Origin of the sequence: Flavobacterium geliluteum, from assembly GCF_017948595.1 — a bacterium.
Classification (GTDB): Bacteria; Bacteroidota; Bacteroidia; order Flavobacteriales; family Flavobacteriaceae; genus Flavobacterium; species Flavobacterium flavipigmentatum.
This window is the reverse complement of record NZ_JAGFBV010000023.1, coordinates 23377-36193: the sequence shown is the minus strand read 5'-3', so window position 1 is coordinate 36193 and position 12817 is coordinate 23377. Positions and strand designations below refer to the sequence as shown.

Annotated in this window: 7 protein-coding genes and 1 pseudogene; 7 read left to right on the top strand and 1 reads right to left on the bottom strand. The window is 33.1% G+C overall.

Annotated features, from left to right (window positions below; all coding sequences use genetic code 11):
* The first annotated feature begins 1 nt into the window (after position 1).
* The 5 genes and pseudogenes from J3495_RS13850 (at position 2) to J3495_RS13830 (ending at position 4037) form a co-directional block, all read left to right on the top strand.
* The gene (locus J3495_RS13850) at positions 2 to 478 is read left to right on the top strand and encodes a hypothetical protein (protein ID WP_210667132.1); all 477 of its coding nucleotides are present in this window, start codon (positions 2 to 4) and stop codon (positions 476 to 478) included.
* Between the two features lie 60 nt (positions 479 to 538).
* On the top strand, positions 539 to 880 hold the full coding sequence (locus J3495_RS13845; RefSeq protein ID WP_210667131.1) for a type II toxin-antitoxin system HigB family toxin: 342 nt from the start codon (positions 539 to 541) through the stop codon (positions 878 to 880).
* Positions 880 to 1443 carry a transcriptional regulator gene (locus tag J3495_RS13840; RefSeq protein ID WP_210667130.1) on the top strand — a complete coding sequence of 188 codons (564 nt, stop codon included), beginning with the start codon at positions 880 to 882 and terminating at the stop codon, positions 1441 to 1443. The genes J3495_RS13845 and J3495_RS13840 overlap by 1 nt, the downstream gene beginning before the upstream one ends.
* Positions 1444 to 1940: 497 nt before the next feature.
* Positions 1941 to 3254: a site-specific integrase gene (locus tag J3495_RS13835; protein ID WP_210667129.1), complete on the top strand. Its 1314-nt coding sequence runs from the start codon at positions 1941 to 1943 to the stop codon at positions 3252 to 3254.
* Between the two features lie 116 nt (positions 3255 to 3370).
* Positions 3371 to 4037, top strand: a pseudogene (locus J3495_RS13830) (IS6 family transposase).
* Between the two features lie 114 nt (positions 4038 to 4151).
* On the opposite strand, the gene J3495_RS13825 reads toward J3495_RS13830, so the two are convergent.
* Complete coding sequence (locus tag J3495_RS13825; RefSeq protein ID WP_210667128.1) at positions 4152 to 4616, bottom strand: JAB domain-containing protein; 465 nt, start codon at positions 4614 to 4616, stop codon at positions 4152 to 4154.
* A 1206-nt stretch (positions 4617 to 5822) separates the two neighbouring features.
* Here J3495_RS13825 and J3495_RS13820 point away from each other — a divergent pair.
* The gene (locus J3495_RS13820) at positions 5823 to 7481 is read left to right on the top strand and encodes a T9SS type A sorting domain-containing protein (protein ID WP_210667127.1); all 1659 of its coding nucleotides are present in this window, start codon (positions 5823 to 5825) and stop codon (positions 7479 to 7481) included.
* 80 nt (positions 7482 to 7561) lie between these two features.
* On the top strand, positions 7562 to 12727 hold the full coding sequence (locus tag J3495_RS13815; RefSeq protein ID WP_210667126.1) for a DUF5977 domain-containing protein: 5166 nt from the start codon (positions 7562 to 7564) through the stop codon (positions 12725 to 12727).
* Positions 12728 to 12817: the final 90 nt, after the last annotated feature.

Sequence of the window (12817 nt, the reverse complement as noted above, 5' to 3'; positions counted from 1 at the left end):
TATGGAGAAAGTTAAAAGAAAATTTCGATTGAATGTGCTAGTGTCTTATTCAGCAAATCTCAACATCAATAATTATCAAAATCCAATACATAGTATTTTAAAGAATTTTGCTTGGCTTTATAAGTTAGACTATAGTATTGATTCAAATACAAAGGTTTTTGACAATATTGATATTGATTCATCATTTTACTCAAGTATAGATTTGATTTATTTCCGTTCAAGTGCTGAATCAACCATAGACTTAAAAGGATTTCAAAAGATAATTAAGGATGTTTTCTCATATTCTAATCCATTCATTTCAGGTGTAGAAGTTTTATATCAAATTCAAAAGCATTTGAAGGAATATCCATTTCCAAATAATTTTATAAGACCTTTGAATTATCCATATCTTGAAATATTTGAATATGGAAAAAGTGAAATTAAAATTCCTAAGAATGATTTGGACGATTTATTTCCAACCTCAAAAATGTCCAACTAAAAAATTAACATAAAGTTCGGTTATATTCCGAACTTATTTTTTATATTTGCTGTAATTATTATGAGAGTAATAGGTAAGAAAACAATTTTAAAATTAAAAAAGAAAAACATCGGCAATAGAAAATTATGCGATGAAGTCGATAAATTGATAGAAGATTTAGAAAAATTTGACCCAAAGCAATCCGTTCTAACTGAAATAAGAAAAGATGCGGATTGTGTTCACAGCGATGGTTTCTACTTTTTTGATATTAATATCCACAGGACATTAATTTTAGTTGAGTTAGATGATGACGGCGAAGCCACAATAATTTGGACAGGAACGCATCAGGAATATGAAAGAGTTTTTAAAAATAATAAATCAACCATTGAAAAATGGCTTAGAGATAAAAACCATATTGAATAATGAAAACAAATTTTGATATAGAAAAATTCATTGAGAGCGGTTCAATTAATAATGAATTGGATTTAGAAAGAGCAATTATTGCTGATAGAAAGTTAAGATTGCTATCTAAAGAAAGTGTGCATTTCAAAAATCTTAGAAAAAAATTAAGAGATTTAATTGAAGTATATGAAAATAAAGAGTGGTCTAATTTAGACAATTTGACTGATGAAAAAGTAATTGAAAGTGATAAGTCTGAAATTATTGCCGAACGAGAAAGAGTTTTTTTAGAAAACAGAAAACAACAGATTCGCAAAAAATTAAAAGCTCTTGATTTGACCCAAGAAAATTTAGGTCATATTTTGGGTCACAAAAGTAAAACGCACATGTCCGAATTAATGAACGGAATAAAGCCATTTACTCTTAAAGATTTAATTATAATAAATAGACTATTGAAAATTGATATAAAAGAACTCATCCCAATATTTTTATCAAGGGAAGACCAGATTAAAGTTAAATCAGCAGTAATCGAATTAAACAAGCCTCAAATCAAATTAGAAAAAGCAGATTTGCTATTCAGTTTTTAAACAAGTTCATCAACCAGTTCAACCATTGAACAAATAAATTTAAGCTTTTTTGGCTAGTGATATTTTTTAATTATATTTGTAATGGATGGATTCGAAAATTTGCAAGTCAGAATTGAGGAGCAAAAGCGAGACCCTATTTAGGAATAGAAAATTAAAATTCTACATATCAACGTATTAAAGTCGGAAAACAAATCCCTCTTTCTCCGCGAAGGCCGGAAAACAAAGGAAAAATAACATTTTCAAAGTTTTCAAAAAAGGTCAAAAAGAGCGGTAAACTCTGCAAATCCAACGATTTGCAGGGTTTTTTCCTTTATACCGCTTTTCAATATTTTTAAAATCGCACAAAAACTTTGTGGCGCACTCGTGGCGCATTTTCAAAGTTCAAAGTTGCGCCACAAAATTTCATCTTAAGTCCCGATATCAAAGGGGTTAAGCACGTTTACATCTTGTTTAAATGAGGTTATAATTCTACATTTACTAATCTAATAAGTTGAATTATGCTAGAGAACAGCTTTGGGTTGATTTTCTTTTTGAAAGCACCCCGACACAATGAGAGTAACATTAGAAGTGTTTATTTCAGGATAACCGTTGATGGAATCCCGAGAGAAGCATCCACCAGACGCCAGTGGGACACCGAGCGATGGAACAAGAAAACCGAAAGAGCAGCAGGCACAAAAGAAGATGCGAAATCGCTGAACTTTTTTCTGGATTCACTCACTGCGAAAATCCATGAAATCAAATCCGAAATTATGTACACCGGAAAACCCATAACTTCCCAAAAGATTATGGATCATGTTATGGGAAGAATGACACCCAGAGCCAAGGTGCTGGAAGAATTTCAAAAACACAATGATGAAATGAAAGCCCTGATTGGCAACGGATATACAGAAGCCACACTGGAGAGATTCAATATCACTAAAAATCACCTAACGGCTTTCATTAAATTCAAATACAATACTAGTGATTTTGAATTTGCTGATTTAAATTTTGAATTCATAAAAGACTTTGAATTCTATCTCCGTACTATAAGGAAGTGCGCAAATAATACCACACTTAAATACATTTCCAATTTCAAGAAAATTGTAATACGAGCAATAGACAAAGAAATCATTATCAAAGATCCATTTAAGAATTTCAAAGGGAAAAAAACTAAAATTGTAAAGAAGCCTATATCTGCAAAAGAATTGGCTGAACTGGAAAGACGCCAATTTTCAACGGAAAGACTCAATACCGTGCGTGATATTTTTGTTTTCCAGTGTTACACAGGACTTGCTTATATTGATGCATTTCAGCTCCAGAAAGCTGATATAAAAGATGGCGTTGACGGAAATCAGTGGATTTTATCTGAGAGGCAGAAAACAAATTCTACGGCAAGAATCCCGCTTCTTCCAAAGGCGATCGAAATTCTTGAAAAATACAAAGATCATCCGCTCTGTCTTAAGCGCGGAACTGTACTACCGGTTTCTTCTAATCAGAAAATGAATGAATACCTTAAAGAAATTGCTGCATTATGCGGTTTTCCTTTCACCCTCAATACACATATGGCACGAAGAACATTTGGAAGTACAGTAACATTAAACAATAATGTCCCAATGAATGTGGTAAAGGAAATGCTCGGACATTCATCAGTTAAACAGACAGAATCTTACGCTATCACAGAACAAGCTACTATAGGCCGGGAAATGACACTGCTGAATAAAAAACTGAACCCTGAAAAAATTGAAATGTCAAAGGAAGATTTAACGACACTGATCAGGCTTGAGAATGAATTAGAATTAATTAAAGAGAAATATAAGATACACTCCTCTTAGAATATAATCTCTAAAATAATTTTGGTAACTATATATTTGTTTACACTAAATTACTTTTTGGGTTCTGTCGCATCTTTGAATAACTTTTATCTTTAGAATTTTAAACCGATCAAAAGATGAATGCTAAAGGTCATTGTTATCCAAAATGCATAATTCTTCAGGCAGTATATTTCAAACTAAGATTTACACTTAGTTATCGAGATGTTGAAGAGATCATGAAAATGCAAGGAGTTCTTATTGATCATGCTGTCGTCCAGTGCTGGGTATTTAAGTTTGCACCCTTAATGGAGATGCAAATGAAGAAGCGCAAAGTAGACGTTGGCAGTAAGTTGGAGAATGGATGAGACCTATATCAAAGTGAAAGGTATTTGTTGTTATTTATATAGGGCAGTAGATAAATCAGGCAATACGGTTGACTTTCTTTTGACCAGAAAAAGACAAAGAATGAGCGCTCAGTCTTTTCTAATTAAAGCAATTAGTAATAACTGCCGGCCAAGATTAATAAACATTGATAAAAGCGGTTCTAATACGGCAGTAATTAAAGTTTATAACAGGCGTTCTTTCTCAAAGATTAAAATTCGGCAGTGTAAATATCTCAACAATATTGTCGAACAGGACCATCGGTTCATCAAGTGGCGCATCCAAAACGGATTAGGTTTTAAAAGTTTTGAATCGGCCAAACGGACGTTAAGCGGAATTGAAGTTGTGCATATGCTGAGAAAGAATCAAATGGTTGGATCAGGGATATTTATGTTTAAATCATTCTGTAAATTTGCGGGCTAACTGTTAAATTACTTAAATTCTTATATTTGATTCTGATAGATGCGACAGAACCATCTTAAATTTATATATTGAAAATTTAAGAATATTATAGAGATCCTAGTATGTTAAAAGTGCTTATAAAGCACCTTCATCAGCAAAGGAGTAATAAGATTCGGTAGTTATAATTAGTGAATCCAGTAATGTGATATCAAGAAGTCTACCAGCTTCTTTTACTTTTCGAGTTATCTGTTTATCAGCTTCAGAGGCTGTGAGGTTTCCTGAAGGATGATTGTGAATCATCATCAGAGATGTAGCATTTGCCTTAAGAGCTGCTGAGAATATTAATCTAAGATCTACAACAGTTCCTGTTATCCCTCCAGAAGAAATTTCGTAAATCCCAAGTGCTTTGTAAGCTTGATTCATAAATAATACTTTGAACTGCTCGAAGAGTTCTATTTTATTGTAATCCCAAGCTGAGAGAGCCAGCCGGTATGCGTCTTTGGAAGATTTGATTTGTGGTCTTTCAGAGTTTTTTACTTTTGATTTATAAATCAGTTCAATTTCAGATACGGTCTGCCAGTTTTGATTTAAAGTTTCCATAATTTCTATATTTTAAATTAATTATGGAACATCCACCGGGAATCGCTTAGCAAGCGCAAAAAGCAACGCAATAAAGCAGGAGTTTTTCCCTGCATTTATGGGGGAATTTTTTACTAGCGCCCGCGAGTGATTCCCGAACTTTGTGACGAAATTAAATAAGATAATAGAAGAATAAGAGACCTTTTGATGTAGATATTTAAAATCTACTCAAATAGAATAACAAATAAAGTTAAGCCACATCCTCAGTAGTGACAGTAGCTTTTAAACTTGCGCAGATCCCCAATATGATATTACTGTGTTTTCTTATCACTGAAAATATTGAAATGACGTTGGAAATTGTCAAATAGTATCAAAAAAAAATAATATCAGAAAAAAAGAGGAAGATCACTTGTTTTTATAAATGTCGTTTTTAACAAAAATAAGCTACAACAGATCTCTTTATGGTTCTACATTAAAAATATAAGATTACGATACTTTAAAAAATTAGAACGTTAATCTATAAATTATCCCGTTAACTACTTTTAAAGGAGGAATTTATAAAAATAAAATTATCTTTCAGTTACAATTTTATGCATTAGTTGGTTTCAAAACAGCTATTTAAAAAGAAAAACACATATAACTTTTTGCTATTTGAAGGTGAAAGTAAACTACTAAGCATACTTTATTTTCGTGTTTAGATAACCTTTTTTATTTGTTAAGCTCAACATTATAAATGATAAGATTAACTAGTAAACAATTAAATCGTGAAAATGTTATTTGCATAATTTTTTGGAATCTATTCTTTGGTATTAGGAAGGGTTGTAGAAGGGCAATCTTTGCACTTGGAATTCCTAATTTAGGAATTGAGTTTGTAGGAGTTTCTATGGTTTTTGGTTTAGTCGTATTAACAATGTTTTATGCTGCTAGACATGAATTCGGAGCCCTAACGGGACACTTCTCGAACCATTTTAGGGCTGATTTACAAAGACTAAATGATACAAATTATTGAAAAAGCTTTGATTATAAAATGCTTTTTAAATCCAAGAAAAAGAGAAATAAACATTCTGTAAGGTAAATCATTACTTGTATGTTTTGTGGGTATAATATTGCGTAGAAATACTTGTTTTTTAAATTATAAATTCAAAAAATGTGGGAAAGCATAAAATCGTAACCTATTAGTTGTTTAGATTTGCGAGCGAAAATAAATAGCCTATATCGAACTTTTTTATGAAACAACTTTACTTATTAGTTCTCTTCCTTTTATCGTTTTTTAGTTATTCTCAAGATGTTCTTTGGGAAAAATCGTATGGAGGGCAACATGCCGATTATCTTTTTGATGCGCAACCTACTGCCGACTACGGTTTTATTTTAGCAGGAAGTTCCCTGTCTAATAAAACAGGAAATAAAACAGATGACAACCACGGTGATCTGGATTATTGGATCTGGAAAATGAACGAGAAAGGGGATCTTGATTGGCAAAAAAGCATTGGCGGAAGCGGTTTTGACTTGCTTCAAAGCATAAAAATTACCAGAGACGGCGGATTTATTCTGGCGGGTACTTCTGGATCTTCCAAAGGTTTTCAGAAGAAAGAAGACTGTAAAGGGATTACCGATTTTTGGATTATAAAATTAGATGCCTCTGGTCAGGAGCAATGGCAAAGAACCATTGGTGGCAGTGGTCAGGACGAACTCTTGTGCGCATTTCAAACCAAAGACGGGGGTTATATTTTAGGAGGTTCTTCCAGCTCCAATCCTCCACTGAATGACAGATTAGATTCAAAATCTCCTGCCATTACCTCAACAGATTTGTACAATAAATCAGAAAAAAGTAGAGGCAACATGGATTATTGGGTCGTAAAACTGGACAAGGAAGGAGTGATTCAGTGGCAAAAAACCTATGGAGGTCAGTATGCAGACCTACTGCGAAGCATGGAGCAAACCAGTGATAACGGATACATCTTGGCAGGTTATTCGAGTTCGCCTATTTCGGGCGATAAAACAGTTGCCAATAAAGGTGTTGGGGATTTCTGGATTCTAAAAATCAACGATGTGGGCGAAATTCAGTGGCAAAATGTCTATGGCGCAGATGGCGATGATCAGCCGTATGCTATTAGACAGACTTTTGATGGCGGTTACATTGTGGGTGGAAATTCCAACAGCAAAAATCCGCTAACGTCTCTTGGGGGTATTGTAAGTAACGGAACCGATTACTGGATTTTAAGATTAGACCCAGAAGGCGGCGTGATTTGGAGTAAAACTTATGATTTTGGAAAAGTAGATATCCTGACCTCCCTTGTAGAAAATAACGATCACACCTATTTGATTGGAGGTTACGCTCAAGGCGAAATGAAGAACAATTCTAAAAGTGTGCTAGGTAAAGCCCAAGGCTTGGTTGCCAAGGAAAAAGACGGTATCAACGACTATATGGCTCTAAAAATTGACGATAAAGGCGAAGAACTTTGGAATAAAATCGTTGGCAGTGGAGGTGAAGATATCCTTAGAAAGTTAATCGAAACCCGGGATGGTGGTTATTTGATGGCGGGTACTTCTAACTCTAATTCTTCAAAAGATAAAAATTCGAATATTGGTGGAAATGATTTCTGGGTGGTCAAACTCAAAGACAAAGAAAAAATAGAGAAAAAGAAATCCAATATAGAGGCCATACCCAATCCAGCAGCGACTTACACCAATATCATTATTGGTTTTGATTATGAGAGCGGCTCTGCCACTTTGGTGGATATTTCAGGAAGAATCCTGCAACATCTGGACATCAAAAACCGCACAGTTCCTATCGATTTGAGTCGTTATCCAGAAGGGATTTATATTATTAATGTAAAGACCAATGCCGGGAGTGGAATTGTTAAAGTGATTAAAACTATTAAATAAAAAAAGATTTTTTAAAAGAAAATAATATTCAGAACGTAGCTCTCTATTTGAATGTTAGTCTTTAGGTAATAATATAATATATGAAGAAAATAATACCCAATTTTTTGTTGATTTTTGTTTTTTGGAGTACTAGTTACAGTCAGCAAAATACCCTAAATCCAGACTTGTTAACATTTCCAGTATCTCCAGAGGTATCCAGATTAGGTACTTTTGGAGAGATACCTGTAAATTTATTTTATGGTAGATTAGAAAAAAATATTGAGCTCTTCAACAGTAATATAGGGGATTTTAATCTCCCTATTCAGCTAAGTTATAATTATGCAGGAAACAGATTAGAAGAAACACCATCGATAATAGGCTTAGGTTGGCAATTGAATTTGGGTGGTGTAGTTAGCAGAGAAGTAAGAGGGTTACCAGATGAACATCCTAGAGGGTATAACAATACAGCTGTTAAAGTAATAGTTAATGACTATATTAATAGCAATACCATAACGGATAATTATGCCAACAAACTAGCTTCTGGGTTTTATGATGGGGAGGCAGATAAATATAACGTAAGCGTTAATGGGATACATTTTTCTTTTAAAATTGGTTTAGATGGAACTCCTGCTTTTTTATCAAAACATGAAAATAAAGTACAAATTGTAAAGAATTTAAGTAACAATCAAATTGTTGAAGCTTTTATTTTGACAGATGCTAATGCAAATCAGTATTTTTTCGAAGAGAAAGAGATAAATGAGCCATTTCAAGGATACAGTTCTTTTTTTGAGGAGAGCTTCCCTTCCTATACTTCGAGCTGGCAATTATCAAAGATCATAGTAAATAATGGTGAGCAAATAAACTTTATTTACGATGACAATGATTTTAAAACCTATAGTTTTTACGCAAGTCTTCAGATAAGAAATCGAGTTCCTGCTGTTGCCGATGTTGATAATCAAGGGTGTACAAATGATATTATAAAAAGGAAGATTTTAAAATCTATTAATTCCAGAAATTTCAAAATTAATTTCGATTATATAAAATTGAATAATTATGAAGTTTACAGTAAAATGATTGTCAAAGATATGAGTGGTAAAATTGTTGACTCGTACAATTTTAGTTATTCAGGCAGAAGAAATTTATTGGATAATATAATTAAAAATAATATGTTTTTTTATGGCTTTGAGTATTATGGTACAGATCTGCCAAATTTTATTAAGTCTATTCATGATTATCCAAATAATCAGGATTTTTGGGGATTTTCAAATGGTGCGAATAATTCTACTCCATTTTTTGTTGAAGGGACTAATTATCAAGCTAATAGAAAGTCAGATTTTATCGAAACAGAGAAAGGTGCTTTGAAAACAATAAAATATCCTACAGGAGGGACTACGGTCGTAACCTACGAACCAAATTTAATTAGCACTAGTATAACTGGGAAAAATGAGCCAAATGTAGGTATTCAGTTAAAATTTAAGTCCGATTTTTTACCTGCGGCTAATCCTATTAAAGAAAGTGTATTTACTAAAACTTTTGATAAGGATGTATTAGCAACCTTGAGTCATTATATTGGAGATGTAAATTTTATTGATATCAGTATTAAAAAAGTTGGTGGTGAACCCTTTGGTAATGATAATAGCACACCTTATTATCTTTTGCTTGCGCTAACTCGTGTTCGAGATGGAATAGAAATTCCTAAGATATCCTTGCAATTAAATGAAATGTCCCAAATAGATAGTAATTGTATTAGTTTTAATAATTGTGCAGTAAGTAAAAATAGCGGCGGTAAGTTTATCATTCCTGCTGGTACTTATGAATTTAAAATTCGAACAGATTATAACAGAACAAAAAACTTAGAAGCGCAAATAAATTTAAATTTTTATGATTCTGATGTAGCGCAATATACTAAAGGTGAGGTGGTCATTCCTGTAGGGGGAATAAGAGTTCGTTCAACGGTTGATAATCCTGTTGAAGGAGAACCAATATCAAAAGACTATGATTATACAGATGTTGATGGATTATGCAGTGGTATTCAATTTAATGGCACTGAATTACATAGCACTTTTGGAACGAAAGAAACAATATTAAATGGATCAGGGTACCAGCTTCCCTACGCTATAATACCACAAGATATTAATGTTTTAAATGTGAGTTCAAAGCCTTATAATCTGGGATTAAACAATAATTCTCCTGTAGGATATCTTTCTGTAAAAGAATGCGTAATAAGAAATGAAAGTATAAAATCGGAGAAGTTTTTTTGTAGAAATTGTGGTGGTAATTTTGGAGGGGATACAAATAATTCTGTATCGTATACTTATTTACCAGGAGTATATGGTGTTAAAAAAAGTATTTATCCTCAAGGTTATAAAATGACCCAATTTTACACTCCATCGCTAACTCCAGATATTTTTCCATCTCAACCAACTGGTCAGGATTTATCAATTGGTAGTGAAAAAGGGAAGTTAATATATTCAGGTAATGATATTAATACAAATAATAAAAAACTTTTTGAAGAAACGAATCTTTATTTTGACACCAAAGAGCCAGAGTATGCGCCAGCAACTATCATAAATAATACTAATTATCCTAAAAGTTTAAAAGTTGATTATAAGGTTATTAGGAGCTTTCAGCAAGAAATTGACCCACTGAATACTGTTAAAGATTTTTACTATTTTAATATTTACAAAGAGTTTGATACAGAAAAATTTGTCTACAATAAAAAAACAATTGAATACCACCATGATCAGCCTACAGAGAAAAGCGTCACAATTGAATATAATACTCATTTTAAGCAAAAAAAAATTACTACATCCTTGGATGTAAATAATAGTATTTCAAATGAAATATTTTATCCTTATGATTTTACGGATTATGTTTCTCAGGAGATGGTAAATAAAAACTTCATCTCGCCAGTAGTAAAAATTGTAAATAAAAAAAATGGAGAAATTACAGATTCATACAATTATCAGTTTAGTTCTATCTCTACTAATTTATTTAAACCTATATCTTTTTCAAAGGGCAAAAACAATAATCCTCTGGAAAAAAGAAATTCTTATAGTTACGATTCAGATGGGAATATTAATTATTTTGGAGTGATTTCTACAGATAATGCTACACCACGTTTAATGATTAGAGAACTTAATACTACAGTGGTGTGGGGATATAATAAAAGCCAAATAGTCGCAAAAATAGAGAGCGCTACACCAATTACTGTCTCTCCTAATTTAATTACAGCCATAGAAAGCGCCTCTTCCAGTACTACTGGTAACGAAACAGCTTTGTTAAATGCCCTTACCTCATTGCGCAATGATTCTGGATTAGCCAGTGCAATGGTAACTACCTACACTTATATACCACTTGTAGGAATAAGCAGCATTACTGATCCGAAAGGCTTGGTAACTTTTTATGAGTATGATGAGTTAAATAGATTAAAGTATATTAAGGATAAAGATGCAAATGTTTTACAAAAATATCTTTATAACTATAAAGGACAAATTATTTACAATAATATAGCTCAGAGTGGATTTTATACTAAAAATGATTGTATTCCAGGTGGTGTAGGCTCCTCAATGACTTATACTGTAGCTGCGGGAACTTATATATCGGATAAATCACAGGTGGATGCTGATAACAAAGCACAAGCAGATGTTGTCGCAAGCGGTCAGGCTTTTGCCAATACTAATGGATTTTGTACCTTTACAAATACAGCCCAAAGTGATGTATTTACAAAAAATGATTGTAGTTTAGGAGCAATAGGATCATCAGTGAATTACAGCGTACCAGCTGGAAAATATTCTTCGAATGTATCGCAGGTAGAAGCTGATGCCAAAGCACAAGCAGACATTGCTGCAAACGGTCTGAATTATGCCAATACTAATGGCTTTTGTACATTTAAAAATAAAGCTCAATCTGTTGTGTTTGTAAAAAATGACTGCGTTTCAGGTGGAACAGGATCTGGTGTAAATTATTCAGTAGCAGCAGGAATATATTCTTCTAACACTTCACAGGCGGATGCGGATGCAAAAGCTCTGTCAGAAATAGCTTTAAATGGTCAAGCTTACGCTAATTCTCATGGTCTATGTACTTTTTTCAGCACAGTTGTCAACAGAGTATATTATAAAAATGATTGTATCCAAGGCAGTATAGGATCTTCTTTGCCTTATACGATAAGTGCCGGAACCTTTACTTCGAATATTTCGCAGGCAGACGCAGATAGCAAAGCTATTCAAAGATGTGACATATTTGGACAGAATAATGTAAATGTAAATGGCTTTTGTACCTTTACAAATACAGCCCAAAGTGATGTATTTACAAAAAATGATTGTAGCTTAGGAGGAATAGGATCATCAGTGAATTACAGCGTACCAGCTGGAAAATATTCTTCGAATGTATCGCAGGTAGAAGCTGATGCCAAAGCACAAGCAGACATTGCTGCAAACGGTCTGAATTATGCCAATACTAATGGCTTTTGTACATTTAAAAATAAAGCTCAATCTGTTTTGTTTGTAAAAAATGACTGCGTTTCAGGTGGAACAGGATCTGGTGTAAATTATTCAGTAGCAGCAGGAATATATTCTTCTAACACTTCACAGGCGGACGCGGATGCAAAAGCCCTGTCAGAAATAGCTTTAAATGGTCAAGCTTACGCTAATTCTCATGGTCTATGTACTTTTTTCAGCACAGTTGTCAACAGAGTATATTCTAAAAATGATTGTATTCAAGGCAGTGTAGGATCTTCTTTGCCTTATACGATAAGTGCCGGAACCTTTACTTCGAATATTTCGCAGGCAGACGCAGATAGCAAAGCTATTCGAAGGTGTGACATATTTGGACAAAATAATGTAAATGTAAATGGCTTTTGTACTTTTAAAAGTAAAGCACACAGTGGTGTATTTATAAAAAATAATTGTTCAGCAGGTACGGGATCAATAGTAACATATAGCATTCCTGCGGGTAATTATTCTTCCGAAATATCGCAAGCAGATGCCGATATGAAAGCTCAAAATGATGTCACTTTGAATGGACAAAATTATGCAAACGCAAATGGTGTTTGCGGATTTTATAACATTCAAACTAGCCGTACTTTTACCAGAAAGGATTGCGGAATAGGTTATGTTGGCTCAACGGTGATTTACAATATTCCTGCAGGTACTTATTTTTCAAGTACAAGTCAAAGAGCAGCTAATCTTTTAGCCCTGAGTGAGGTAAATGATAATGGTCAGGCTTATGCAAATTCAAATGGAACCTGTACTTATAGCAATCATTGATGAGATCATAAAATTAAAGTTTAGTATCAATTTTTATTGAAAATTTAATTACAAAAGAATTTTAACAAATTTGAATTTATTGAAATTGTT